Raw genomic sequence first — 25,280 nt, forward strand, 5'->3', positions numbered from 1 at the left:
AATGAACACAAAACGTCATTGTTTTTCATGTGATTTAAAAGACGATTCTAAATTAATCGCCGAATACAAAGCATATCATGCGGCAGGTAAAGCTTGGCCTGAAATCACTAAAAGTATTAAAGATGCTGGAATTGTAGACATGCAAATTTACTTAACAGGAAACCGCATGTTTATGATTATGGAAGTCGATGAAACTTTCGACCCAGCCAAGAAAGCGGAAATGGATGCTAGTAATCCGAAAGTACAAGAATGGGAAAACTTAATGTGGAAATACCAACAAGAATTGCCCTGGGCAAAGGATGGTGAAAAGTGGATTCCTCTTGAAAAGGTATTTCAATTAGTTTAATACTTTAAATTTTTTTTAAACAAAAATGGCTATCTGAAAATGATAGCCATTTTTGTTTAGAAAATTAAGGATACTCAAGTAAATCAAGCATGAAAAAATCGAATTAAAATAGGAGTTGATATTAACAAAAGCAAATGTTATCCAATAATAAAACGAGATTTCTTCAAACTAAAATTATAATTGATTAAAACAAATAATACGTACTGATGAATGCAATAAAAAGACGTAAATAAAAGCATTAATTTTAATAAACTAAGAAAATATTACCATTAAATTAACGAAAATTAACAAATAAATCATATGTTACAATGAAAAAAACATATGTTACCTACAATATGAGTGTTTAGCTGAACCTTTGTGTACTAAATTTAAACAACCAAAATTATGAATTCTAAATTATTAACAAATTGGAAGCTCAAGACCAATTTAACAATGGCAATGTTGCTATTTTGCTTTGGAGTACTTCAGGCACAAACACAATTTACGGTAAAAGGAAAAGTAACAGATACGGAAGGATCTTTACCTGGAGTAAGTATTCTTATAAAAGGAACAACTACCGGAACTGTTACCGATTTTGACGGAAACTATACTATTAAAGCAAAACCGACAGACGTGTTGATTTTTACATACTTAGGTTTTGAAAACCAAGAAGTAAAAATTTCAAACAAAAACACCGTCAATGTTGTGATGAAATCAAAGGTATCATCATTAGACGAAGTGGTAATTGTAGGATATGGAACTCAAAAGAAAAAAGAAATTACAGGAGCTGTAACAAGAGTAAAACAAGAAGATGTATCTAAATCTGCTACGTCCGATTTAGGTTCAGCTCTTCAAGGTTTAATTGCTGGTGTCAATGTAACAGCAAGTTCTGGAGATCCAGGAGCAGAAGCTAACGTACAAATTCGTGGTCTCTCATCTGTCTTAGGAAGTAATAGACCTTTGTATGTAGTAGATGGTATTCCTTATGATAACAATCCAAACATCAGTATGAATGAAATTGAGACTATTGATGTCTTAAAAGATGGTGCTTCGGCTGCTATTTATGGTACTCGTGGTGCTGCCGGGGTAATTTTGATTACGACTAAAAAACCTCAAGCAGGTATTATGAAAATTAGTCTAGATGGTTATTATGGTGTTCAGAAGAACTACAGGCACATTCCAGTTCCTACAGTGGAAGAAAAACTATATATTGAATTTTTAAATAAATACAACCAAAGTGGAACTGTATTTGGCAATTCTTATACAACTATTGAACAAAATCCAACGCAATTAACCAATAACAGCAATTTTTATGATGTGATTGAGAATGATTTGGCGCCAATTCAAAGTTATAATCTTAGTGTTTCTGGAGGTAAAGATGGTTTGTCTTACAATATAAACGGAGGTTTTTTCGGTCAAGAAGGGGCTTTAATTAAATCTAACTTTGAACGTTATAATGTAAGGGCTAATACCCAATACAGTAAAGGGAAATGGAAGATATCTACAGGAATTTCTTTAAGAAATGAATATACTCAGTATTCTCCATTCGGATTAATCCTTGATGCAGTAAAATACAATCCCTATGGTGTACAGGTTACTGCTGATCAAACACAAATTGACAATACAGGAGGAGATAATACTGAAGCAACACGTTTGTCCTACTTAGGATATAAATTACAAACATCAGATAAGGCTTTGAGAGACTATTTTGATGGTAATATTAGTGCTGAGTACAGTATCACTAAAAATTTAAAATACACTGCCAGAGGAGCTGTTAGTTATGACAATACGACTCGATTCACTATTAATCCTTCATTTATTGCCTATGACAATAAAGGAGATTTAGTTCCAAGTCAACAATCAAAAGTTAGAAACTTGAGTTCTAGAGCAACCAAAAGAACTTTAGAACATATCTTGAATTACAATAAATCTTTTGGTAACCATAATTTAGGTCTTACTGCGGTATATTCAGCTGAACGCTATGACTATGGTGAGTTTTTTGCTGAGAAATTTGACCTTGTAAGTAATGATATTACGGTGATAAATGGAGCAAACGGGCAAGCAAATGCTGGTTCCGGAAACAACCAATGGACTCAGAACAGGGTTACTAAATTCATCGGTACTTTAGGGAGATTACAGTACAATTACAAGGGGAAATATCTTTTAAGTTTGAGTGCTCGTCGTGACGGATCTTCAAAATTTAATGCAGAACATTACCAATGGTTTCCTTCTGTTTCAATGGGATGGAACGTGTCAGATGAAGATTTTTGGCAGCCATTCAAAAAAATTGCACCAGTTTTCAAAACAAGGCTAAGTAGAGGTAGCACAGGAAACTCAGGGGTTGCTGATTATTCGTATAGTGCAGGTATTGTTTTAAACAACGATTACGTATTAGGAACAGGAACAGATCAAAATTATGTTCAAGGGGCGACTCAAACTGATTTTGCTAATAAAAATGTTAAGTGGGAAACTTCAGTCTCAACTAACTTAGGTTTTGATTTTGGGTTCTTTAATAATAAGTTAACCTTAACCTCTGATTTTTATGTAACTGAAAAAAGAGACATGTTATTTCCTGTTTTATTACCTCCTTCAGCAGGTGGTGGATCAGGCTCTGAAGTGGTATTAAACGTTGGTGATATGAGAAACACAGGTATTGAATACGCTTTAAACTACCGTACAGGAAAAAAGTTCAAGCAAAATGTTGGGGTTAACTTTACTAAAAACACCAATACTGTTACCAAAATGAGTGGTACAAATAAATTATTATATTTTAACGGTAGTACGATTTCAGGGCATGATAATGACCAAGATAAGGTTTCTGCCTTGGCAGAAGGCTATGTTGCAGGGGCATTCTTCTTAATGAAAACAGATGGTGCTATTCAAAGTGAAGCAGAGTTATTAGAATACAAAAAGATAGAACCAACTGCTAAAATTGGAGATTTACGTTATGTGGATACTGATGGTGATGGGAGAATCACAAATGATGACCGTAGATTTGCTGGAAGTGGTACTCCTGATTTTGAATTAGGATTAAATTATTCTGCTAGCTATAAAGATTTTGATTTTTCTATGCAATGGTATGGTTCTTTTGGAGCTGAAATCATTAATGGAAGTAAAGCTTTAGGATATAAGAACTCTAACAATAAAGACTTAATTTATCAATGGACACCTCAAAATCCAACTTCGGAAATTCCTGCAGATAGAGGGGCATTGCACAACAACTATAGAGGATGGTCTGATTACTGGTTAGAAGATGGAACTTTTGTAAGATTACGTAATGTGTCATTAGGATATACAGTACCAAAGAAAATAGTTGATAAAATGAGTTTATCAAAATTACGCTTTTATGTAACAGCTCAAAACCCGCTTCGATTGACAAAATACAAAGGTTATGACCCTGAAGTTGGTAATAACGGTTTAAGTACTCGTGGTATTGATAAAGGTACAGTACCGCAAAGTTCAAAAGTTACAGCTGGTCTGCAGTTCGAATTTTAATTTAGAAAACAACCCAACTTAAAAATGAAAAAGATGAAAAAACATATATATACCAGACTTTTGATAGCTTTGGCGTTCGTCCTAACAGTAACTAGTTGTCAAAATGACTGGTTGACCGAAACGAATCCAAACAACATATCGACAGATAGTTTTTGGAAAGATACTAAAGACTTACAAACAGGATTAAATGCTGTTTACAAATCTTTTGCAAACCCAAAAAATCATGCACTTATTCAAGAATTGGCGCGTACTGATTTAGCTTGGGCTAATGGATATCAAAGACCGAGTAATACCAATCCCTATTACTTACAAATTTTCACTAATGCAGAACAACCTATTAATGATAAATGGGCTGCTAATTATACCTCTATTTTTAGAGCCAATCAAGTAATTATAGCTGCTGAAAGAATAATTCCTACTTTAACATCATCTACTGATATTGAGTTGGCTAAAAAAATATTAGCACAAGCGCGCTTTTTTAGAGGTTTTCATTACTTCAATTTGTACCATTCCTTTAACGCGGGTTCACTTCCAATTTTTGAAGATGTACCAGTTGTCGAAGCTGACTTTTATAAACCTTTGCAGACAGCTGAAAACGTAAAGAAATTCTTTTTAGAAGACTTAGAATTTGCTGTTGAAAATTTACCTCCGACTTGGAGTGGAAAAGACAAAGGTAGAGTAACTGCAGGTGCTGCCGAAGCTTTAATTGGTCAAACTTATTTATACGAAAATAATTTCACAGAAGCAGCTCCCTATTTTAAAAGGGTGATTGAAAACTACGGTTATAAGTTGATGCCAAACATTGGAAGTAACTTTACAACTTTGGATGAGTTAAATGATGAGTCTATTCTTGAAATTTCATATGCTACTGGATATACGGATAACTACAATAATTATGACAGTAGAGATGTTGCAAGTACAGGTGGGTTACAATTGCAATTTACAGGGGCTTCAGGAACTTATTTTGGTGCTGTAGTAGCTAATTGGCTTATTAAGGAGTACAGAAATGAAGTTTTAGATACACAAGACCCTAGAAATATTGTTACTGATAAAACCTCGGGTCAACAGCGATTAAGAAAATTTAGTTTACGAACTTCTTGGTCTGTAGCACTTGTAGATGACGTAGATATGCCTTATTATCTAAGAGCAGAAACAGGACAAGCATGTAACTTCAATGTAAGAATGACTGCGTTTTGGCGTAAGCACACTAATTGGGATATAACAAGAGGAGAAAACATTTTGTCTCCTGGTAAAGTTCGCTCTGGTGTTAATGAAAGATTAATCAGATTAGGTGGTATCCATTTGCAATATGCTGAATGTTTAATCGAAATGGGACAAATTGATGAAGCCTTAGTACAAATTAACAAAGTACGAAGACGTTCAGGGGTACAATTGTTAGGTTTAAATGGGTCTGGAGAATATCCTAATAATGATCACGATAATGTAGTTTATGATAAAGAATCATTAACCAAGCACTTAAGATTCAAAGAATATCCTTTGGAATTGTCAGCGGAAGGGTACGGTTGTGAAAGAAATGTGGATTTAAGAAGATGGAATGTAAAAGCTGACCGTTTTAAAGAATTAGCAGCCAGAAGATATTATGCGCAAAACTTTAATGTAAAAGACGAAATTACGGGTAATGATGTTACTAGGTGGGCATCAATTGTAACTGAGGTATCTCCAGCTGATCCATTGGTTGATGTTGGCTGGAATGAATTTCAAGAAGCTGCAGCTAATTATAATGAATCAAAACATGGTTACTTTCCATTACCTAATGGTGAAATTATTACCAATCCAAAATTATACGAGATTGTAGGGAATTAATTCAATATATGATTAGCGTTTAAAATTATAGACTTAGAATTTAAAAAAATATAAAAGATGAAAAATAAATTAATAGTAATAGGACTTGTACTATCAAGTATCTTCGGATGTCAAACCGATTACGAAGCTCCAAATGAGCTTAGTGATGTCGGTTTTTATAACAGTTTTGGAACAATCAAAACGCTCAATGTAGCCTTGAACAAATATGCATCTTTTACTGATTTATCACAAGGAACTATAGAGCATTCTTGGCACATTGAAAAGGATGTTAATTTTCTTCAAGGGCCTATAAAAGCAAAGGATACCATTTACACGGTTATCAATGAAGGAGACACACTTACAAAAGAAAAAACGATTATCCTACAATTTAACAAAGCAGGTATGAGTAAGGTAAGACTTTATAATGTTTTCAAAGACTCTGTAACCTTTAGAGGAAATACGGGTGGAAAAAATTATTTTATGGGTTCTAAGAAAATTGCTGAAAACAGGTGGGTAATTGACACAACTTTTATGGTAAAAGTCTTTGATACTATTACGCCTAAATTTGAAGTAAAGCAAAATAATATTGTTTTAGATTTAAAAATAAAAGACACTATTTATGTAGAAGCGGGTGATGTTTTGCATTTTTCAGACTTAACAACTCAAGGAGAGCCAACCGGTCGTACTTGGACTATTAGAAAGGCATTAGAAGTTGGAGTTGCTTCGTCACCTACTGATGTGGTAGCTTCAAGCGGGAGTGCTGAAGCGGATATTATATTTAAAAAACTAGGTGTTTTTAAAGCTAGTCTTAACGTGACGCGTAGTGCTCAAAACGTACCTGGCGCTTCTAAAACGGTCGTAATTAATCGTCCTATTAAAGTGATCCCTTCTTCTAAACCTTTTGTTCAATCAGGGACTATTAAAGAGCAGGCGAACGAAACAATTCAAGTCCCTTTTGCCGGTGAGTTTGCATCATTTACTGATGCTAAGGCTAATTTTTCGGTAAAAGTTAACGGAACAACATTTGCCATTGCATCAGTAACTTTAAATAGTACGGATCAAACCATCTTGGATCTTAAATTAACAGAAAAAATTTACCGTCCTGATGTAATCACTGTTTCATATAATGGGACAACCTTAAAGTCAACTGATGATAGAATACTACAACCGTTTACAGATAAGCCAGTAGTAATGCATGATGTAAATCTTTTAGGTGATTCGTCCATTTCAGGATTTGAAAATGGAGGTGCGCTTTGGACAAAAACAGCCTCTAGTGATGGAACTGTTATAGTGTCAACTGATAGATTTGCTACTGGAGCAGCTAGTTTAAAACTAAGTCTTTCGACTGGACAAGCAAAAGCTGAAACTACTGTAAAATTACCTGCAGCTGTAACAATTGATGCAGCAAAAGTATATACAATAAGATATAAAGTTTTTATTGAAAATGGTGCGACAGGAGTCGAGGCTCCAACTCAAACTGGTTGGACATTTGCTTCAAATTATAGTCCGCAATATTTTAATACGGTTCGTCCTCCTGTAGAATCTGGGAAATGGCTTACTTTTGAAAAAGACTACACGGGAACAACATTAATTACTCAAATGTGGTTTAGAATAATTTCGAATAGTACAAAGACAACAAATGTGACTATATATGTTGATGATTTTTATATGGTTGAAAAAGAAGTACGACCATAAAGTCTAATTTTATAATTACAGAAAAGAGTTCGATATACCTATCGAGCTCTTTTTATTTGTGACACTATCCTAAAAATTAATGAATACTTTAAATCATAAACTTAGAAATCCATCAATACATAGCTCATTTACAATATGTATATGTTTCTTTTTTATAAGTTTGTTAACTTAAGTCTTTGTGTTCATGTTAAAAAAGGAAAACGGTTTACATACAAGCTAAACTTGTAAAAAAAATAAAAAACTTTGCGTGGATTTTAAATTACAGGCAGTTCAATTGGCCTTCTTTTTCGATAGAAATCCTTTTGTTTCCCTAATAAAACCATTTGTGATATTCCTTCTCGTTATTAAAGCCGAATTTTATTCTATTAAATAAATAACAATATAATGAATCTTAAAGCAATAACTACTTTTACCCTTGCGCTGATTGCATCTACAAGTTTAGTTGCACAAAAAAGCAACAAAAAGCTTCAAAAACCCAATATTATTTACATCATGTCTGACGATCATACTTCGCAGGCTTTTGGTATTTATGGCAGTCGATTGGCTAAATTGAATCCTACACCTACCTTAGATAAAATTGCCAAGGAAGGGATTATTTTCGACAACTGTTTTGTTAATAATTCTATTTGCACTCCTAGTAGAGCAGCGATCCTTACAGGACAACACAGCCAAGCTAACGGCGTACTTGACCTAGAAGGGGTTTTACCAATGGACAGACAATACCTACCTATAGAGTTAAAAAAATTGGGATATCAAACCGCTATGGTTGGTAAATGGCATTTGCATGACCAACCTAATTTTGATTACTATAACGTGTATACGCAACATGGCCAGCAAGGATCGTATTTCGACCCTTTTCTTACTGAAACAGGAATGCATTTTGCACAACAAGAAGACCCAAAATATGAAGGAAAACAATACAAAGGATATTGTTCTGACATCATTACAGACATCTCTATCAATTGGTTAAAAAATAAAAGGGATACCAAGAAACCTTTTGTCTTGTTTCATCAATTCAAAGCGCCGCATGACAATTTTGAATATGCGCCACGTTACAAAGATTATTTAGAAAACACTGAAATCCCTGAGCCTGAAAGCTTATACGACAATAAGAATAACGGTTCTATTGCTACAAGAGGGGTTAATGATGCTTTGATTCATGAGATTGGTTCGTCTGTCTCTAAAAGAAACACAATTAGAAATCAAGGCATAATGCTATGGGATAAAAAATCCGTACAACATTCTGACCCAGACTTTGATCCAGCTAAAAAAATTCGTGACGACATGTCAGATAGAGAATATACGCATGCTACTTATCAAGAATATTTAAAACGTTATTTGCGTTGCGTAAAAGGTGTAGATGATAATGTAGCCCGTTTGATTGCTTTCTTAAAAAAAGAAGGCTTATATGAGAACACCATCATCATTTATACAGGCGACCAAGGATTTATGCTCGGAGAACACGATTATATCGACAAAAGATGGATGTATGAAGAATCGATGCGCATGCCATTTTTCGTTCGTTTTCCTGAAAAAATCAAAGCCGGTCTTCGTACTGATGCCATTATTAATAATACCGACTTTGCTCCAACTATTCTTGAGTTAGCGGGAGGAAAAGCACCAAAACAAATGCAGGGACACAGTTTCAAAAAAATCCTAGAAACAGGAAAAGAACCAAAAGGCTGGCAACAATCTACCTACTACAGATATTGGATGCACATGGCACATGCCCATGCCAATCCAGCTCATTTTGGAATCAGAACAAAAAAATACAAACTCATCTTTTTCTATGGAAAATACTGGGTGGACACCAAAGATCCAAAAGCCGAATGGAACAAAAAAAGCTGGGGTAACCGTTTTACGTTTGACACACCTGCCGCTTGGGAGTTTTATGATTTGACCAAAGACCCTCAGGAAATGAACAACGCTTACAATGATCCTGCCTACAAAAACATTATTGCCGATTTGAAAAAACAGCTTATCGCAAAAAGAAAAGAACTAAACGAAGAAGACGGAACTAAATTCCCGCATATTCAAAAAGTAATTGACGCACACTGGAACGACTAACTAAAACGCTATGAAGTCACTTTTTAAGATTACAGTCTTTAGCTTACTGTTATTTTCTTTCAAAATAAACAGTCAGATAACACATGAAAAATATGGCTCTAATAAAACTTTTACTGTACCAAAATGGGAAGTAATAGACATCAGCATTCCTGCGAAAACCAATTTCAAATCGCCTTTTACAGCAAGGTTTGGTGCCATTTTTCAACATAAAAACGGAACAATTCAAGAAGTTCCGGGTTTCTACAATGGAAACAACGAATGGATTATCCGTTTTTCCGGCTCTATTGAAGGAGAATGGACATATGTGACTTTTGGAGACGACAAAGTATTAGAAAACAAAAAAGGAAAAGTAGTTATCACAAAAAACAAGGCCGATAATCACGGAGCAATTGTTGTTACCAAAGAAAAACCTCAAAATTTTTTCTATGAAGACGGCACGCCTTATTTTTTATTAGCTTTTGAATGTGACTGGCTGTATGCCTTAGACTATCACAACGAAAAGGGATTACCTAAATCGGATCATCTTTTAAGCTTAATCAAGGAAAATGGCTTTAATCAAGTTGTAATGAATGTGTTTTCCTATGATGTAAACTGGAAAAAAGACCCGAAATTAAAGGAACATCCAGAACACGAATTTGGAGCGCCACAAGATATTTTTCCTTTCTTAGGCAACAATAAAAAGCCAGATTTCAGTGCATTAAATCCCGAATTTTTCAAAAAATTAGACCGCACCATTAGTTTAATGCATGACAAACGGATTGCCTCGCATCTGATGATTTATGTGTGGAATAAACTAGTTGCCTGGCCTGACATGAATACAGATGCTGACAATATGTATTTTGATTATGTAGTAAAACGTTATCAAGCTTTTCCAAATATTGTTTGGGATATTTCAAAAGAAGCTTTGTTTTACGGTAGAGCAGATGAAAAATACATTAATGACCGCATAGAAAGAGCTCGAAAAGCAGACAAATTCAATCGACTATTATCAGTTCATGATTTTAAATTTTGTTCAAAATATCCTGACAACGTAGATTTCATCTCTACTCAGGATTGGTCAGACAACATTTACAATAAAATGTTGGAAGCTAAAAGCAAATTTAAAAAGCCGGTTTTTAATATCGAGCACGGAGGTTATGAAGAATCTCCATATGTGGTATTCACTGGCGATTACGTAAATGCTGAACATTGCTTGCGCAGAAACTATATGTGCCTATTCGCAGGAGTGTATACCACTTATTACTGGCAAGGAGCTTCATGGAACGCCATCATCTACAATCCATATGAACAAGCTGCTGATTTTATCAAGCCAAAGTTTGAATATTTCAAACACATGCAAAAATTATTTACGCTATTTGATTTTTCAAAAATGAAACCGTCACCCTGGAAAAACGGAAGTGGATACAATCTCACCGACTCAGACGAGACCATTTTAATCTATTTGAATAAAGAAAATTACGGTTTAGACGCTTGGTTTTTGAAATTAAAAGAAGAGGGGAGAACAATGCAATGGTTCAACACCATCACTGGAGAATTAACCCCCGAAAAGGAAATTAAAGATTCTGGGAAATTTATATCCCCTTGGGCAAATAAAGCCGATTCTATTCTTATTTCACGATTAATTGTTAAAAAAACTTAATGAAAACTAGAATTTAATCATTTAAGATACCATTTTAGACATACGTAGCGCTCTAAAAAAATAGTTCTAGTGACTTTTGTAATGTAAAATAACACCTCACTTAATAAGTATTAAAAAATGAAATTGAAGAAATCAAAGGTATTGATTCCGTTTGTATTTTCGCTCTTATTTTTGTCATGTAAATCACAAAATAGTGCTAAGACGTCAATGCTTACATCAAAGAAAACTAAGTTTGAAGCCAATTGGGAATCCATAAAAGCGAATTACAAAGATCCTGCTTGGTTCAATAAAACTAAATTTGGAATCTTTATCCACTGGGGGGCATATTCAGTGCCTGAATATGGTTCAGAATGGTACCCTCGTAATATGTATATGGACTCTATTAAATTTACGGCTCAATTAAAACCAGAAACTAAAGGCCCTTCAAAAGAGTACTTACACCATGTTGAAAAATACGGTGATTTAAAAAAATTCGGTTACAAAGACTTTATTCCAATGTTTAAAGGAGAAAAATTCAATGCTAACGAATGGATTGACTTATTCAAAAAATCTGGGGCTAAATATGTAATTCCTGTAGCAGAACACCACGACGGTTTTGCTATGTACAAATCAACTGTTACCAGATGGAATGCCGTTAATATGGGGCCTAAAAGAGATGTCTTAGGAGAACTCTTCAAAGCCGGTAGAGAAAAAGGAATGATTATGGGATGTTCTTCTCACTTTGCTTTCAACTGGTCTTATTACAACAAGAAAGATAAATTTGATACTACTGACCCTCAGTTCTCTGATTTATATTCTAAAAAAGGAAAAGACATCAACGAGCCGACTTCAGCAGAATTTAAAGATTTATGGTGGAGACGCACTAAAGAAATTATTGATGTGTACCAACCAGACATTTTATGGTTTGATTTCATGCTTGACATTCCTGACTTTGCAGACCAAAGACCTAAGTTGGCTGCTTACTATTACAACAAAGGAATCGAGTGGGGTAAAGAAGTAGTCTTACAAGACAAAAACTTCAGTCATGAAGCTTTCCCAGAAGGAACAGTAATCTATGACCTAGAAAGAGGAAAACTACCTGGTATTAGAAAATTGCCTTGGCAAACAGATACTTCTATTGGTAAAAATTCTTGGAGTTATGTATCGAACTGGCAATCAAAAACAGCCAATGAAATCGTTGATGATTTAGTAGATATTATCAGTAAAAATGGTTGTTTGTTATTGAATGTGGGGCCTAAATCTGATGGAACCATTCCGCAAGACCAAAAAGATATTTTACTACAAATAGGTGGTTGGTTGGATATGAATGGCGAAGCTGTTTATGATACGCATTACTGGAAAACTTTTGGAGAAGGACCTACAGAAGTTAAAAAAGGACACCACTCAGAAGGAAACAATAAAGGATTATCATCAAAAGATATTCGTTTCACTCAAAACGGAAATAAATTATATGCTATTGTTCTTGATTGGCCAGCAGATGGCAAAGTAAATATCGAAACATTAGCTAAAAACAACGCTTATGCAAAAGATTTAAAAATCAAAAAAATAAGTGTTTTAGGAAGCAAGGAAAAAATTCAATGGAATCAAACCGACAAAGGATTAGAAGTAAAAATGCCAAAAGTGAAACCAGGTGATTTTGCTTATACCATTGCAATTACACTTTAAACATTCGGAATTTTTAATTCATATGGAAGCACATTTTTTATAAATGTGCTTTCTTTGTTAAAACCATATACTATTATCACATTAACCATGAAAAATAATTCAACCTCCTTATCAAAAGTGTTATTATTCACGACAATACTGACTGCAAATTGTCTTTTTGCCCAATCAAAAACTGAAAAACAGACCGTTAAAAAATTCAAATGGGAAAACACAACACTCTCTTACTCAGAACGCATTGACGCCCTAGTAAATGCCATGACACTGGAAGAAAAAGTTTCACAAATGCTGGATGTTTGCCCCGCGATTCCAAGATTGGGAATTCCCGAGTACAACTGGTGGAATGAAGCTTTACACGGAGTTGCCAGAAACGGTAGAGCGACTGTTTTTCCGCAGGCCATTGGCTTGGGAGCTACATTTGATGATGAATTAATACAACGTGTGGCTAATGCTATATCAGATGAAGCTCGTGCCAAATATAATGAAGCCATAAAAATTGACAACCGTAGTCGTTATGCCGGTTTGACTTTTTGGTCACCTAACGTTAATATTTTTAGAGACCCACGCTGGGGACGTGGTCAAGAAACTTATGGTGAGGACCCGTATTTAACAAGCCGTATTGGAGTTGCTTTTGTCAAAGGCTTACAAGGCAATGACCCCAAATACATGAAAGCGGCTGCCTGTGCCAAACATTATGCCGTACATTCAGGACCGGAAGAATTCAGACATGAATTCAATGCCGTAGTTTCCAAAAAAGATTTATTCGAAACCTATTTACCTGCTTTTAAAGCCTTGGTTCAGGAAGCTAAGGTTGAAGGAGTGATGGGCGCATACAACCGCACCTTAGGTGAGGCTTGCTCTGGAAGTCCGTATTTATTACAAGAAATTCTGAGAAAAGATTGGGGTTTCAAAGGGTATATTGTTTCCGATTGTGGTGCTATTGAAGATTTTCACCGATTCCATAAAATTACTAAAACACCCGAAGAATCTGCGGCCTTAGCGCTAATTAACGGCACCAATATCAACTGTGGCAATGTGTACAAAGTGCTAAAAAACGCTTTAAATCAAGGTTTGATTACCCAAGAACTGATTGACATTCGCTTAAAAGAAAGTTTAGCCACCCGTTTCAAATTAGGGATGTTTGATCCTATAGGAATGAATCCTTATGACAACATAAAAGCTACAGTAGTAGATTCAGAAGCCCATAGAAAACTCGCCCGTGAAGCAGCTCAAAAATCTATTGTTTTATTAAAGAACAGCAATAATGTGCTTCCCATTAAAAAAGACACTAGAACAGTTTATGTAGTAGGGCCCAATGCATCCAGCGAAGAGGTATTGTTAGGGAATTACTATGGTGTAACGAGCAGTACCCAAACCATTTTGGATGGTATTGTGGGCAAAGTAAGTGCTGGAACCAGTATCAACTACAAATCGGGAGTTTTGCCTTTTACGAAAAACAATAATCCAATTGATTGGTCTACAGGTGAGGCTAAAAGTGCCGATGTTTGTATAGCAGTTATGGGGATTTCAGGATTATTAGAGGGTGAAGAAGGTGAAGCCATTGCTTCAGATGACAAAGGCGATAAAAAAACTTTGAGTTTGCCACAAAACCAAATTGATTATTTAAAGAAATTAAAAAAAGGAAGCAAGAAACCATTAGTACTCGTTTTAACAGGAGGAAGTCCTATTGCCATTCCTGAGATTCACGAAATTGCCGATGCTATTTTATTTGTATGGTATCCGGGCGAAGAAGGAGGGAATGCGGTTGCCGATATCCTTTTTGGCGATGTAGCTCCTTCGGGAAAACTGCCTATTACTTTTCCGAAATCTGAAAGTCAACTGCCTGCTTTTGATGATTATAATATGGCTGGTCGTACTTACAAATACATGACTCAAGAGCCGTTGTATCCCTTTGGTTTTGGATTAAGCTATACGACTTTCGAATATAAAAATCTAAAATTAAACAAAGATTATTCCGTTACTGTAGATATTACAAATACTGGAAAAACAGATTCGGAAGAAGTAATCCAACTGTATATTAGCTCGCCATTAGCAGGAAAAGAAGACCCTATTTACGATTTAAAGTCGTTCAAAAGAGAACTACTTAAGGCTGGAGAAACCAAACAACTGACATTTGATTTAAACAAAGCTAGCTTCAATCAAATAAATAAAGACGGGAAATCTGTACCAAGAAAAGGAGTTTATACCCTATATTTGGGAAGTTCACTTCCTTCACAAAGAAGTTTGGACTTAGGAGCTACTAATTATACTAAAATTAACTTTAAATTATAACTGATGTTTCAATACAATTGTGGGGCTGTAACACCTAATTCTCTGGCGAGTTCTGATATGTTAGTTCTGTCATAACTCAATTGGACAGCTTTCTCTTTAAAAGCTTTGTCATAAATTTTGCGGACTTGTTTCATAGGTTAAAATTAAGATTATTTCTTAACTTTCTGTGATGGCTAAGTTAGCATGTCCAAGCTCATGGAACAAACGGTTTTAACAGAAGAACATAGTACTTTTTTGAAACACGATGTAATATTTTGGAGAAATGAAATAAATCTGCTGCATCTGATCACAAATACTAAACAAACCGTGTCAACATATTTTTAACAATATAAAACTTTTGTTAAAATCAATAAATGGCATTCCTTTTACTTTTATTATAATTGATTATCATAGGTTTTTCTTCAAAATAAATCATATGTTGTAGTATTATAAACATGGCTTTCTAGGTAAGGAATTATGAATGTATAATTTTACTCTACACAAAGTCACAAGATATTTGTTACTGTTAAAATATATTTTATAATGATTCAAAAAACAATTTTACTTACCCTGGCGCTAGCCCTTTCGCTTCATGCAACCTCACAAAAACAACCCAACGTTATTGTCGTTTTGGCAGATGACATAGGAACAGGAGACATTTCGTATTACCGAAAAATGCATTCTGACAAAATCATTTTAGAAACTCCGGCCTTAGACCAAATAGCCCGAGAGGGAATGGTTTTTACCGATGCTCACTCGCCAGCCGCCTTGTGTGCTCCTTCTCGTTATGCTATTATGACGGGAAACAACTGTTACCGTAGTTATGCGCCTTGGGGGGTTTGGGGTGCCTATCAGGAATCTCCTGTAAAACCTGATCAACTGACCTTAGGGAAATTGATGAAAAATGCCGGTTACAGCACCGCTTTCTTTGGAAAATGGGGCTTTGGTTCCGACTTTTATGAGAAAGGTAATCCGGGAAAAATTTACAAAAGCAACCGCGATAAAATCCAAATGAATGTGGATATCACGCAAATTGCAGGAAACGGACCTAAACAAAACGGTTTTGATTACAGTCTGATGTTCCCTGCGGGTATTCAGGATGTACCTTATGCCATTTATGAAAACGAAAAATGGATGCCACTGGAAAGCAATTCTCAAATAGGATTCATTTCACAAGAAAACATGAGTAAAATAGGGGTTACTCTGGACAAAGACGAAGGTCTGGGCGATACCGCTTGGGATCCACATAAAATGGGACCTCTTCTAGTAAATAAAGCAGTTGATTTTATCGAAAAAAGCGATAAAAACAGCCCGTTTTTCATGTACTATTGCGCTTTGGCAGTTCATTTACCACATACACCATCTAAGATGTTGAACGGTAAAAAAATAGCAGGTTCAACACCATCAGCTCATATGGATATGATAAAAGAACTGGACGTTCAAATGGAAATGTTGATTGCTAGCTTAAAGAAAAAAGGGATTTATGAGAATACCATTATCATTTTTACCTCAGACAATGGTGGATTACAAGTTAAAGAAACAGCCACATCAGGTCATAAATCAAGCGACATTTACCGTGGTGGAAAAAACCAACCTTATGAAGGCGGACACTGTGTGCCATTTATGGTGAGCTGGCCTGGACAAATCAAAGCCAAAACCATTTCGAATACTCCAATTGTAGGGTTAGATATTTTAGGGACTTTGGCTGCGGTTACCAACCAAAAAATTGCAGAAGGTCAGGCGATTGATTCAGCTAATTTATTGTCCATTTTATTAGGAAAAAGCAAAGCGCAAGTACATCCATTTATTATTTCGCAATCAGGTACTACCAAGGAAGCTGTAATTACACAAGATGGTTGGAAACTGGTAATTTCATTTGACAAAAAAGACAAAACAGATATGGTGAGAACTCCTTATGCGTTGTTTAATCTGAAAGACAACGTAGAAGAAAAAGAAAACTTCAACTTAATCAAAGAACCAAAATACAAAACCAAAGTTGACGAACTTTTTGCAATCTATAATCGAATTAGAGAAACAGGTGTAAAAACTAAAATATAGCTAATGTAAAGCACAATCGACAAAGAAAGCATAATCAAACAATATTTTAATTATGAATGATATTGATGATCAAGAATATGCATATAGGAGTAATAGGAAATACGATTTTATAGACACAAAATATAGACGCTTTTTATGGGGAAAGTTACCACTTTACAGAATTTCATGGACACTGTCCCCAAAAGTGTTCAAGTTGAAAAGTCAAGGCTTCGATTTTTATAATCGGAGGTTTTTTCAAACATATGAGTAACAAAATTTTTAAGACCAATCTAAAAGGTTGTGATGCCAGGTTTTCTTTCAAAAAGATAAATTCTCCATCCTCCTAATCTAGCAATAGCCCATATTTATATCGTTTCAAATCTGACGATTTATATGTTTTTTTAGTTTTTGGTTTCCCACTATTAGCAAACAAATGATTTTTGAATAGAATTACATCTATTCAAAAATCATTTGTCTTTTAAATTTTCAAATATCTAGTCTGCAGTTATTTTCAAGTATAATTAAAAATATATTTGTGTCCAGACGGTAGCTCGATTGAGTTTTTTTAATATATAAGTTTTAAGATTCTATGCTTTTAGTTTATCAATTATTGTATACACTTCCTTTACTTTTACAGTCAATCCAGCGTAATCTTTGTTCGCAATGATTTCTTTACTGATTAATTGGGCCCCCATACCTACACAATGTACACCAGCACTAAACCAGCTTTTTAGATTTTCTTCGCTAGGGTTTACACCACCAGTTGGCATAATCGATGTCCATGGTTGAGGTCCTTTTATACCTTTAATAAATTCAGGTCCATACAAATCACCAGGGAATAGTTTGATAACTTCACAACCTAGTTCTTCAGCTTTTGTGATTTCTGTCAAGGTTCCGCAACCTGGAGACCATAATACTTTACGTCTGTTACAAGCTATGGCTATGTCTTCTCTTAAAACCGGAGTTACAATAAAGTTGGCTCCCAACTGCATATACAATGAGGCTGCCGATGCGTCAGTAACAGAACCCACACCCATTATCATTCCAGGAAGTTCTTTAATAGCGTATTTAGTCAGTTCGGCAAAAATTTCGTGAGCAAAATCTCCACGTGCTGTAAATTCCAATAGTCTAGCTCCACCCTCGTAGCAGGCTTTTAGGATATTTTTACTTAATTCAATATCATCGCTGAAAAACAAGGGAATCATTCCAGTGTCTTTCATTGCCTGTGCTACTTCAATTCGTGTGTACTGTGCCATATTTAGTTTAGTTATCGTGTTACTTTTCCTGAAAAGTCACCATTAATTAATTTTTCAATTTCTTCTTTCGTTACCAAATTGTAATCTCCTGCAATAGTATGTTTTAAACAACAAGCCGCAACGGCAAAGTTTAGTGCTCTTTGTTTGTCTAATGGTTTTTCATTCAGTCCGTAAATTAAGCCACCCATAAAAGCATCTCCACTACCTACACGGTCAACAACTGGAGTTACATCTTGAATATGAGCATTGAAAACAGTTTCGCCATCATACAAAATACCTCCGATTCGTTGGTGCGATGCACTCACAGAATAGCGCAGCGTAGTGGACATGTATTGAAGATTAGGACAAAGTTCATATATTTTGTTGTACAATGACGGTAGTGAATTTGAGTTTTGGTAATCCGGATCTACAGATTCCAGTCCCAACATGAAGTAAGCAGTGTCTATATCACCAAGAATTACGTTACTGTAATTTAATAATTCAGGCATAACTTCATTGGGTTGTTTACCGTACTGCCAAAGTTTAGATCTGTAATTTAAATCGGTCGAAATGGTAATTCCCATTTCATGTGCGGTTTTTACAGCTTCCATACTAGCCTCTGCTGCATTTTCTGAAAGTGCAGGATTAATGCCGCTCCAGTGAAACCAAGTAGCATCTTTTAAAATTTCTTTCCAATTTAGCATTCCTTTCTGCAGACTGGCCAGACCGCTGTTGGCTCTGTCGTAAACTACATTACTGGCTCTGGTACTGGTTCCGGTTTCAAGAAAATAAATACCTATACGATCACCGCCAAATTGTACATTATCACATCCTACATTGAGTTTTCTCATTTCATTTAATGCGCACATTCCTATTTCATTGTTGGGAATACGAGTAACAAATTCTGCATTTATACCGTAATTGGCAAGAGAAACCGCAACGTTAAATTCTCCGCCGCCATAGGTTGCTTTATAATATTCTGCCTGTGAGAATCTCAAGTGTCTCTCTGTCGAAAGACGAAGTAAAATTTCACCAAAAGTGACTATTTTTTTCATTTTAAAGTTATCGAAGTTTATTAATATATTAGTCCATTTGAGTACGTTCAGATGTTTTTGAAGACGTAAAATGAAATCGAAAGTTGCTTTTCTGTTACATATAAAACAAGCTATTCAATCCTTTGCGCAAAAGTAAGAATAAAAACTTTAGTATTAAAAGTAAACTGATAAATGAGGGGAGGGGGATGAATTTAAGTTTATGAGTGTAATGTGTTGTTTTTTTAATATGGTTTTTTTTAAATAGAGTTCACTATTCATAATATAATACATATTGTAAATAAACCATTTGTTATAGTTTTATGAACATGACTGATTTTATTAAAAAATTGAATTGGGTAATTTTACAATCAATAATTAAAACAAGTAGTTGTTATATTTATTTAGATTTTAAGTTGAGTGTTTAAATAAGGTAAATTTAGAAAGTCAATTTATATTTTCAATAAAAATATAATGGAGACAATTTTTAGTGATTTTTTGATATTGTGTTATACATTCAATTAGTCTGGAATAAAAATGAAGATAGATTATTTTGTTGACTCCAGTCGATTATAAGAATTACAAAATGAAAAATATTCAAAAAGAATTAAACAAAACCATTAACTAAATAAAACAGAATTGCAATGAAAAAAGGAATGAAATTATTTTTTGGAATTACTTTGACAATATTTTTTTCGGCAGCAGGAGTTGCTCAAGGGATTGAAAAAGTGTTATATGTAAAACCTGTAGCAGTAAAATATAAAAAAGATGATAGTTATTCTTTTACAGTGGGTTATCTAGCAGATGCAGATCGTGATGTGAATTTAGAGCTGACACAAGGACCTGCTAAATATTGGTTGAGTAAAAAAATACCGGTTAAAAAAGGACCTGGAATACTAGAGATAAAATTGGATGTTACTAACCCAATTTCTGTAGGAGACGGATATCGTCTAATGTTGGCTTTAAGAGAGCGAGATGGAGACTGGAAAACCACCAAAGCTTCAATTGTAGTGAATAATATTGAATTTACAGATGAGGATTTTCGATTTGCCGATAATGCGTCTTTTTCTGCTTTAACACCTAACGTGCTTCAAAGTGCAGATCTATTGGGGTTTGAAGTGGATTGTCAATTTAGTAAGGAGCAGCAGATACAAGTTTCTGTTTGGAATGGAACCACATGGATTTCGGCTTCAGATAGAATAAAAGTAGCTCCGGGTAATAGTACCCAAGAGCTTAAAGTGCCAATCAAAACAGATTTGGAAGGAAATAATTATCGATTTATGTTGAATTTTGGAACAGAAAAAGATTTTGAAGATAAGAAAGTAAAATCAAAAGAAATTACCGGAATTACATTTAGAAAATAAGAACAAAATGGTCAAATCATTATATTTAGGAGTAAGTTTATTAATTACAGGATTCGGATTTGCACAAAACAATAGAGTGACAATTGATTTGACCACGCAAAAGTTCTATGGAACCACAACCGAATTAAACAGAGAGCAATATTTTTCAGCTCATTTTTCCTATACAGATGGTGATTTAACAGATGATGCAGATTATCTTTTTGGAGATTTAGGAATTAAATTCGGACGTAATTTTGGTGCACCCAGGCCCTTTGGAAAAGATCGTAGTGTTTTGAGTGTTGGCAATGCTAAAGAGGCTGCTGCTCGCAACAATAAAAACATCAAAGCAGCAAAACTATTTAAGGAATATGCTACCCGGGATTTGATAATTACAGCACATCCTAAAGAAGTTTTTCAAATGAATGCTGATTTTTATAAGATCGCGCAATACAATGCGGCTTTTATTAAAGAGGCCTATCCTGTAAAACCAAAGTATTATGAGCCTATGAACGAGCCTTTTGTTCATGCGATTGACTTTGTGAAAACTTATCTGGAAACAGAGGGTGTGATTGTTGAAATGTCAAAATTACATAAAGTGGTTGCTGATAAAGTGCATGCCGAAGTGCCGGATATTATGGTTGGTGGTTATAGTGCGGCTTGGCCGGAGTACGAAAAAAATAATTTTGCTGTTTAGGATACCCGAATGAAGACCTTCATGGATATTGCAGGAGAAAGTATGGATTTCTTTGCCACTCATATTTATGATGGTATCAATGTAACGGGAGCTTTTAATTATCGTTCAGGGAGTAATTCGGAAGCAATATTAGATTTGATAGAAGCTTATAGTTATATAAAATGGGCAAAAGTAAAACCGCATTTAATTTCAGAATACGGTTATACTGCAAAGGGCATGCAAGGAAAACCGTATTCTCCTGAGAGTGACGGTACCTGTTTATTATCCTATAATAAAATTTTAATGACCCTATTAGACAAACCTGATCGCGTGCTCAAGGCAGTTCCCTTTATTGTAGGGAGAGCGCCTTGGTTTTATAAAGATCCCAAAAATACCGAAGGAAATCCCTATCCATGGGTTATAAGTCGTAAAATGCCCGACGGCAGCTATCAATTAACACATTTGGTTAAGTTTTATGAATTATGGAAAGGGGTAGAAGGAAAGAATATTGCTATTAGTTCTAATAATCCCGACATTCAGGTAAGTGGGTATCGTTCTAATGGAAAGACCTTTATAGCTGTAAATAACTTAGACGATAGTGAGCAAAAAGTAAATTTAGATTTTCCTAATAACAGCTCTAAATTAATTAATAAGGTGAGTATCCGTAAGTTGTTTTTGGACGAAAAGGGAATCCCGCAATTGCAATATATGAAAAATAATAAGCTAGATGAATTGGTTCTTAAAGCAGGAGAAACCGTCGTGCTAGACTGTGATACCAAAAAAATAGAATTTTCTAATAAGTTGAATGAAGAAAATTATTACGCGACAACTTATTTACAAAAAATAGAAGCCAACAAGCCTTTGACTTTCGAAATTGAAAAAGCAGTAGCCAGTAATACCGGTAAAGCTTACATCAGAATGGGGATTTCAAGAGTACATCAATTGAGTAAAAGTCCTATAGTGACTATTAACGGAACAGAGGTTAGTGTACCGAATAATTGGGCAGGTTATGACCAGGCTCCAAGAGAGCAATTTTTTGGAGTAATTCCAATTCCAATTGATATAAGATTAATTAAGGAAGTTAAAAATACAATTTCGATTACTTTTCCCGATGCAGGAGGTTTTGTGAGTTCGGTGATTTTGAACCAAGAACGACTAATTAATTAAAATGAATAGAAAAAATGTATTCTTAGGCATACTGTTTCTTATCCTAGTTACAGCTTGTAGTAAAAAAACAGCACCTAGAACTACTACCAATAGATTTTGGTCAATGCTTACCGCTACTGATGGTTCACAGCCAATAGCGCGTCACGAGGCAGCTTTTGTCAATGTAAATAAAAAAATGTATTTATTGGGCGGTCGAGGAATTAGACCTGTAAGTATTTTTGATGTTCAAACTCAAAAATGGACAAAAGGGGCCAAACCGCCTATCGAATTACATCACTTTCAGCCTATAGTTTATAGGGGGAAAGTTTATATTTTAGGTGCATTAACAGGGTCTTATCCTGGGGAAACTCCCGTTCCTAATATTTACATATACGATACTAGAACGGATATTTGGTCAATAGGAGATACTATTCCGCAGCCACGATTGCGAGGTTCTACGGGAAATGTTATTCAAGGAGATATCGTTTATATGTCATGTGGTATTATTGATGGTCATCGGAGTGGTCACCAAAAATCTTTAGACTCCTACAATATCAGAACAGGAAAATGGAAAATATTGGCAGATGCACCACGAGCAAGGGATCATTTTCAGGCTGTATTGGCAAAAGAGAAAATCTATGTCTTAGGGGGGAGACAGTCCAAGGCACCCGATAAAACCTTTTCCCAAACCATTGGTCAGGTAGATGTGTATGACATTAAAAGCGATAGGTGGGAAACCTTAAAAAACCCTTTGCCTAATCAACGAGCGGGATCAATGTCAACAGTGTATCGCAACGAAATTCTGGTGATAGGAGGCGAGTCTGTACGGCAGGATGTGGCTCATAATGAGGTAGATGCTTTGGATATAATAACTAATACCTGGCGCGTTTTTCCACCATTAGTAAGGGGGCGTCATGGTTCAGGAATAGTTGTTTATCAAGATGCTTTGTACATCGCATCCGGCAGTGGTAAAAGAGGAGGTTCGCCAGAATTGACATCAATTGAAAAATACTAATTTCAAATGGCAAAAATGAAAACTTTACAAATTAAGGTATTTTTGAGTGTGTTTATCTTGGGGTGCGCCTGCAAAAATGAAGCACAAATAACAAAAAATAACAAACCCAATGTAATTCTGATTATAACAGATGATCAGGGATATGGAGACATAGGCGCAACGGGAAATAAAATTATTAAAACACCAAATATTGATTCTTTTTATGATGAAAGTTTTCATCTGACTGATTTTCATGTTGGACCAACCTGCGCGCCTACACGTTCCTCTCTAATGACCGGCCGTTATGCTAATAGTGTAGGTGTATGGCATACCGTTGGTGGTTGGTCATTGCTGCGCGAAGACGAGAAAACTTTAGGTGATATGTTTACTCAGGCAGGTTACGTTACAGCAGCTTTCGGAAAATGGCATTTGGGTGATAATTATGATTTCAAACCCGAGAACAGGGGTTTTCAGCAAACTGTTATGCATCAGGGTGGGGGAATTGAGCAAACTCCTGATTATTGGGGTAATACCTATTTTGATGATACTTATTTTAAGAACGGTGAACCCCAAAAATACAAGGGATATTGTACCGATGTCTTTTTTGGAGAAGCCATTAGTTTTATAAAAAGCAATAAAAACAAACCTTTTTTTTGTTACCTAGCTCCCAATGCCCCTCACGGACCTTATAATGTGCCTGTGGAATATTATAATTTATATAAGGATTTGCCCGCAACGGTGTTGACAGACAAACAAAAGCGGTTTTATGGTATGATTACCAATATCGACGATAATTTTGGAAAACTCCGTAAAACGTTAAACGATCTTAAAATAGCCGATAATACTATCTTGATATACATGACAGACAACGGCACTTCGGCAGGATATCAAGGGAAAGGAACAAATATTACAGGCTACAATGCCGATATGCGTGGAACCAAAGGTAGTGAGTATGAAGGAGGACATCGAGTACCTTTCTTTATATACTGGAAAAACGGAAAAATTTCGGTTTCTAAGGATATTCACGAGTTGACAGCACAACTCGATATTATGCCTACGTTGGCAGAACTTTGTGGTATTGAGCTACCCAAAGGCCATAAAACACTAAACGGAAAAAGTATTGTTCCTTTACTGAAAGGGACTAAAACCATTGACAATCGTATGTTGTTAACCGATTCTCAGAGAATTCAAAATCCTGAAAAATGGAGATCTTCTGCAGTGATGCAAAACAAATGGCGATTAATCAACGGGAAAGAATTATACAACATTGAAAATGACAAAGGGCAGAAAAACAATATTGCCTCTCAACACCCAGAAAAAGTGGCTGAAATGAGAGCTTTCTATGAAAATTGGTGGAAAGAAGTATCTGTAGATTTCGACAAAGAAGTTTATTTTAAATTAGGCAACAAACTAGAAAACCCTATTGCCTTAACAGCTCATGATGTTCATGCTGAAAACGGCCAACAACCTTGGAATCAGCCAAGCATTCGTGTTGGACAAAAAGGATCAGGATATTGGAGTGTCAATGTACTTGAAGAAGGTATTTTCGAAGTTTCTTTACGAAGATATCCCCTAGAGGCTAATTTGGCCATAAACGCTTCGGCGAAAGCCATTACCCAAAAAGAACTTTCTGGTCTTGAAGAAGAAGTTCCAGAGGGGAAAGTGATGAATTATGTAACAGCAACCATCAATTTTGGTAATACTGTAAAAGAAAAAGTGAACGTAGCACCAACTGATATGGCAGCTAACTTTAAAGTACACTTAAAGCCAGGAAAAACCACTTTAATGGCTAGTTTTATTGATAACAAAGGCGAAGAAAATGTCGCTTATTATGTTTATATCAAGAAAATATAACTGCAACTTT

General features: G+C 35.2%; 17 protein-coding genes. 14 read left to right on the forward strand and 3 right to left on the reverse strand.

Features of this window, described 5'->3' with window-relative positions:
• Position 1: 1 nt before the first annotated feature.
• The 8 genes from ACSV4D_RS08800 to ACSV4D_RS08835 all read left to right on the forward strand — a co-directional run bounded on the left by ACSV4D_RS08800 (position 2) and on the right by ACSV4D_RS08835 (position 14,978).
• A complete protein-coding gene (locus tag ACSV4D_RS08800; RefSeq protein WP_439227948.1) occupies positions 2-346 on the forward strand; it encodes an L-rhamnose mutarotase in 345 nt (114 codons plus the stop codon).
• Between the two features lie 384 nt (positions 347-730).
• Positions 731-3,820 carry a SusC/RagA family TonB-linked outer membrane protein gene (locus ACSV4D_RS08805; RefSeq protein WP_439227949.1) on the forward strand — a complete coding sequence of 1,030 codons (3,090 nt, stop codon included), beginning with the start codon at positions 731-733 and terminating at the stop codon, positions 3,818-3,820.
• A 33-nt stretch (positions 3,821-3,853) separates the two neighbouring features.
• Positions 3,854-5,644, forward strand: a complete 1,791-nt coding sequence (locus ACSV4D_RS08810; RefSeq protein ID WP_439227950.1) for a RagB/SusD family nutrient uptake outer membrane protein — start codon at positions 3,854-3,856, stop codon at positions 5,642-5,644.
• Positions 5,645-5,701: 57 nt separating this feature from the next.
• Positions 5,702-7,318, forward strand: a complete 1,617-nt coding sequence (locus ACSV4D_RS08815) for a hypothetical protein (RefSeq protein WP_439227951.1) — start codon at positions 5,702-5,704, stop codon at positions 7,316-7,318.
• Positions 7,319-7,702: 384 nt separating this feature from the next.
• The gene (locus tag ACSV4D_RS08820; protein WP_439227952.1) at positions 7,703-9,385 is read left to right on the forward strand and encodes a sulfatase family protein; all 1,683 of its coding nucleotides are present in this window, start codon (positions 7,703-7,705) and stop codon (positions 9,383-9,385) included.
• 10 nt (positions 9,386-9,395) lie between these two features.
• Positions 9,396-11,024, forward strand: a complete 1,629-nt coding sequence (locus ACSV4D_RS08825; protein ID WP_439227954.1) for an apiosidase-like domain-containing protein — start codon at positions 9,396-9,398, stop codon at positions 11,022-11,024.
• 117 nt (positions 11,025-11,141) lie between these two features.
• Positions 11,142-12,689, forward strand: a complete 1,548-nt coding sequence (locus tag ACSV4D_RS08830) for an alpha-L-fucosidase (RefSeq protein ID WP_439227955.1) — start codon at positions 11,142-11,144, stop codon at positions 12,687-12,689.
• A gap of 87 nt (positions 12,690-12,776) precedes the next feature.
• Positions 12,777-14,978, forward strand: coding sequence for a glycoside hydrolase family 3 C-terminal domain-containing protein (locus ACSV4D_RS08835; RefSeq protein ID WP_439227956.1), 2,202 nt, complete (start codon positions 12,777-12,779; stop codon positions 14,976-14,978).
• Between the two features lie 8 nt (positions 14,979-14,986).
• Here the strand turns inward: ACSV4D_RS08835 and ACSV4D_RS08840 are convergent, their stop codons facing one another.
• Positions 14,987-15,112 (reverse strand): transposase, encoded by a 126-nt coding sequence (locus ACSV4D_RS08840; RefSeq protein WP_439227957.1) that lies wholly within the window; start codon positions 15,110-15,112, stop codon positions 14,987-14,989.
• Positions 15,113-15,500: 388 nt separating this feature from the next.
• On the opposite strand from ACSV4D_RS08840, the gene ACSV4D_RS08845 reads away from it, so the two are divergent.
• Complete coding sequence (locus tag ACSV4D_RS08845; protein WP_439227959.1) at positions 15,501-17,015, forward strand: sulfatase family protein; 1,515 nt, start codon at positions 15,501-15,503, stop codon at positions 17,013-17,015.
• 566 nt (positions 17,016-17,581) lie between these two features.
• On the opposite strand, the gene ACSV4D_RS08850 is transcribed toward ACSV4D_RS08845, so the two are convergent.
• Together ACSV4D_RS08850 and ACSV4D_RS08855 are read right to left on the reverse strand one after the other, a co-directional pair.
• Entirely contained in the window at positions 17,582-18,250 is a 669-nt protein-coding gene (locus ACSV4D_RS08850) for a bifunctional 4-hydroxy-2-oxoglutarate aldolase/2-dehydro-3-deoxy-phosphogluconate aldolase (RefSeq protein ID WP_439227961.1), read from the reverse strand.
• Between the two features lie 11 nt (positions 18,251-18,261).
• Complete coding sequence (locus tag ACSV4D_RS08855) at positions 18,262-19,284, reverse strand: PfkB family carbohydrate kinase (protein ID WP_439227963.1); 1,023 nt, start codon at positions 19,282-19,284, stop codon at positions 18,262-18,264.
• A gap of 620 nt (positions 19,285-19,904) precedes the next feature.
• Between ACSV4D_RS08855 and ACSV4D_RS08860 the strand changes: the two genes are divergently transcribed.
• Genes ACSV4D_RS08860 through ACSV4D_RS08880 form a run of 5 tightly spaced genes read left to right on the forward strand, consistent with a single transcriptional unit; the run spans position 19,905 to position 25,270 of the window.
• Positions 19,905-20,624 carry a hypothetical protein gene (locus tag ACSV4D_RS08860; RefSeq protein WP_439227964.1) on the forward strand — a complete coding sequence of 240 codons (720 nt, stop codon included), beginning with the start codon at positions 19,905-19,907 and terminating at the stop codon, positions 20,622-20,624.
• A gap of 7 nt (positions 20,625-20,631) precedes the next feature.
• Positions 20,632-21,297: a hypothetical protein gene (locus ACSV4D_RS08865; protein WP_439227966.1), complete on the forward strand. Its 666-nt coding sequence runs from the start codon at positions 20,632-20,634 to the stop codon at positions 21,295-21,297.
• 9 nt (positions 21,298-21,306) lie between these two features.
• Positions 21,307-22,443 (forward strand): hypothetical protein, encoded by a 1,137-nt coding sequence (locus ACSV4D_RS08870; RefSeq protein WP_439227968.1) that lies wholly within the window; start codon positions 21,307-21,309, stop codon positions 22,441-22,443.
• 1 nt (position 22,444) lies between these two features.
• The gene (locus ACSV4D_RS08875; RefSeq protein ID WP_439227969.1) at positions 22,445-23,437 is read left to right on the forward strand and encodes a Kelch repeat-containing protein; all 993 of its coding nucleotides are present in this window, start codon (positions 22,445-22,447) and stop codon (positions 23,435-23,437) included.
• Between the two features lie 15 nt (positions 23,438-23,452).
• Positions 23,453-25,270 (forward strand): arylsulfatase, encoded by a 1,818-nt coding sequence (locus tag ACSV4D_RS08880; RefSeq protein ID WP_439227971.1) that lies wholly within the window; start codon positions 23,453-23,455, stop codon positions 25,268-25,270.
• Positions 25,271-25,280 lie beyond the last annotated feature (10 nt).

The sequence above is a fragment of the Flavobacterium sp. ARAG 55.4 genome (assembly GCF_051846875.1).
In the GTDB taxonomy this organism is placed as follows: domain Bacteria; phylum Bacteroidota; class Bacteroidia; order Flavobacteriales; family Flavobacteriaceae; genus Flavobacterium; species Flavobacterium plantiphilum.

Bases quoted from the DNA above. Each gene is read 5' to 3' on its own strand.
- ACSV4D_RS08800 (WP_439227948.1), top strand. From the start codon at position 2: ATGAACACAAAACGTCATTGTTTTTCATGTGATTTAAAAGACGATTCT.
- ACSV4D_RS08805 (WP_439227949.1), top strand. From the start codon at position 731: ATGAATTCTAAATTATTAACAAATTGGAAGCTCAAGACCAATTTAACA.
- ACSV4D_RS08810 (WP_439227950.1), top strand. From the start codon at position 3,854: ATGAAAAAACATATATATACCAGACTTTTGATAGCTTTGGCGTTCGTC.
- ACSV4D_RS08815 (WP_439227951.1), top strand. From the start codon at position 5,702: ATGAAAAATAAATTAATAGTAATAGGACTTGTACTATCAAGTATCTTC.
- ACSV4D_RS08820 (WP_439227952.1), top strand. From the start codon at position 7,703: ATGAATCTTAAAGCAATAACTACTTTTACCCTTGCGCTGATTGCATCT.
- ACSV4D_RS08825 (WP_439227954.1), top strand. From the start codon at position 9,396: ATGAAGTCACTTTTTAAGATTACAGTCTTTAGCTTACTGTTATTTTCT.
- ACSV4D_RS08830 (WP_439227955.1), top strand. From the start codon at position 11,142: ATGAAATTGAAGAAATCAAAGGTATTGATTCCGTTTGTATTTTCGCTC.
- ACSV4D_RS08835 (WP_439227956.1), top strand. From the start codon at position 12,777: ATGAAAAATAATTCAACCTCCTTATCAAAAGTGTTATTATTCACGACA.
- ACSV4D_RS08840 (WP_439227957.1), bottom strand. From the start codon at position 15,112: ATGAAACAAGTCCGCAAAATTTATGACAAAGCTTTTAAAGAGAAAGCT.
- ACSV4D_RS08845 (WP_439227959.1), top strand. From the start codon at position 15,501: ATGATTCAAAAAACAATTTTACTTACCCTGGCGCTAGCCCTTTCGCTT.
- ACSV4D_RS08850 (WP_439227961.1), bottom strand. From the start codon at position 18,250: ATGGCACAGTACACACGAATTGAAGTAGCACAGGCAATGAAAGACACT.
- ACSV4D_RS08855 (WP_439227963.1), bottom strand. From the start codon at position 19,284: ATGAAAAAAATAGTCACTTTTGGTGAAATTTTACTTCGTCTTTCGACA.
- ACSV4D_RS08860 (WP_439227964.1), top strand. From the start codon at position 19,905: ATGAAAAAAGGAATGAAATTATTTTTTGGAATTACTTTGACAATATTT.
- ACSV4D_RS08865 (WP_439227966.1), top strand. From the start codon at position 20,632: ATGGTCAAATCATTATATTTAGGAGTAAGTTTATTAATTACAGGATTC.
- ACSV4D_RS08870 (WP_439227968.1), top strand. From the start codon at position 21,307: ATGAAGACCTTCATGGATATTGCAGGAGAAAGTATGGATTTCTTTGCC.
- ACSV4D_RS08875 (WP_439227969.1), top strand. From the start codon at position 22,445: ATGAATAGAAAAAATGTATTCTTAGGCATACTGTTTCTTATCCTAGTT.
- ACSV4D_RS08880 (WP_439227971.1), top strand. From the start codon at position 23,453: ATGAAAACTTTACAAATTAAGGTATTTTTGAGTGTGTTTATCTTGGGG.